The organism is Rhizobacter sp. P2_H2 (assembly GCF_056403375.1).
On record NZ_JBFUFP010001265.1, the window covers coordinates 1 to 1,416 of the forward strand.

Here is a 1,416-nt window from a genome sequence, read left to right on the forward strand (position 1 = left end):
GCTTCAAGGTCGACGAAGGGCTGTTCGATTTCAGCCTGTCGAGCGCGCCCAGCCTGTCGGGCGACGTGGTGGTCGTGAACCGCAACACCGCCATCGAGGTCACCGCGCCGACCGGCGCACCAAGCAACCGCAACGTCGCGGTCGACCTGACGGTGAACCTGGGCCAGGCGCTGCGGCTGCGCGGGCGCGGCATCGACACCCGGCTCGAAGGCGAGCTGAAGCTGACGACGCCGGGCGGCAAGCTGGCGCTCAACGGCAGCGTGCGCGCGGTCGACGGCACCTACAACGCCTATGGCCAGAAGCTGACGATCGACCGCGGCGTCATCACCTTCACCGGCACGCCGGAGAACCCGCGCCTCGACATCGAGGCGACGCGGCCGAACACCGACGTGCGCGTCGGCGTCGCGATCACCGGCACCGCGCTGACGCCGCGCGTGCGGCTGTTCTCCGAGCCGGAGCTGTCCGACATCGACAAGCTCTCGTGGATGCTGCTCGGCCGCGCGAGCGACGGGCTGGGCAAATCCGACACCGCGCTGCTGCAGCGCGCGGCGCTGGCGCTGCTGGCCGGCGAAGGCGGCGGCGCCGATCCGCTGAAGGTGCTGGGCATCGACGACCTGTCGGTGTCGCAGAACACGAACAGCGCGACCGACGTGCGCGAGACGGTGGTGTCGCTTGGCAAGCAGCTGTCGCGGCGCTGGTACGTCGGCTACGAACGCAGCCTGAACGCGACCACCGGCAACTGGCAGCTGATCTACCGGATCGCCCAGCGCTTCACGCTGCGCGCGCAGTCGGGGCTCGACAACTCGCTGGACTTCATCTGGACGCTGCGCTGGCAGTGAGCTGGCTGGCCGTGAACTTGCAAGCACTCCCCGTGTCACGACACTGACACGCCGGCAGCGCAACCTGCGCGGCTTTGCCGGCCGCCCCTCGCGGTCGCCCCGCTCGGTTGAAGTTGCGGACGGAAGTTCCGCGAACAGGGAGAACTTGCATGTCGAACCATTCCAAGTGGCACGCGTCCTGGACCTCCGGCGTCATCGTCGGCCTGCTGGCCGCGCTGTCGGCCTGCGGCGGCGGCGGTGATGACGCGCCGCCCGCCGGCGGCGGCGGCAATCCGCCCGTCACGACCTTGCCGGACTGCCCCGCCGCGCCGAACACGCTGCGCGACATCACCGCGGTGCAGGGCCCGGGCGCGCTGAGCCCGTTCGACGGCCAGGCCGTCACGGTGCGCGGCGTCGTCACCGCCGATTTCCAGGGCGACGAGCAGCTGAAGGGTTTCTTCATCCAGCAGCCGGTCGCCGATGCCGACCCGAAGACCTCCGAGGGCCTGTTCGTCTACGCGCCGGGCGGTGCCGACGTGAAAGTGGGCGACTACGTGCAGGCGAGCGGCACCGTCAGCGAATTCAAGAGCGGCAGCAC

1 protein-coding gene and 1 pseudogene are annotated in these 1,416 nt (G+C 70.2%); both read left to right on the forward strand.

Annotated elements, in window-relative coordinates; translation table 11 throughout:
* Positions 1–839 (forward strand): translocation/assembly module TamB domain-containing protein (locus AC1D15_RS32200; RefSeq protein WP_477829257.1); only part of this gene is annotated, 839 nt, incomplete at its 5' end.
* Between the two features lie 149 nt (positions 840–988).
* Positions 989–1,416: pseudogene (locus tag AC1D15_RS32205) on the forward strand (hypothetical protein); the annotation flags it as partial.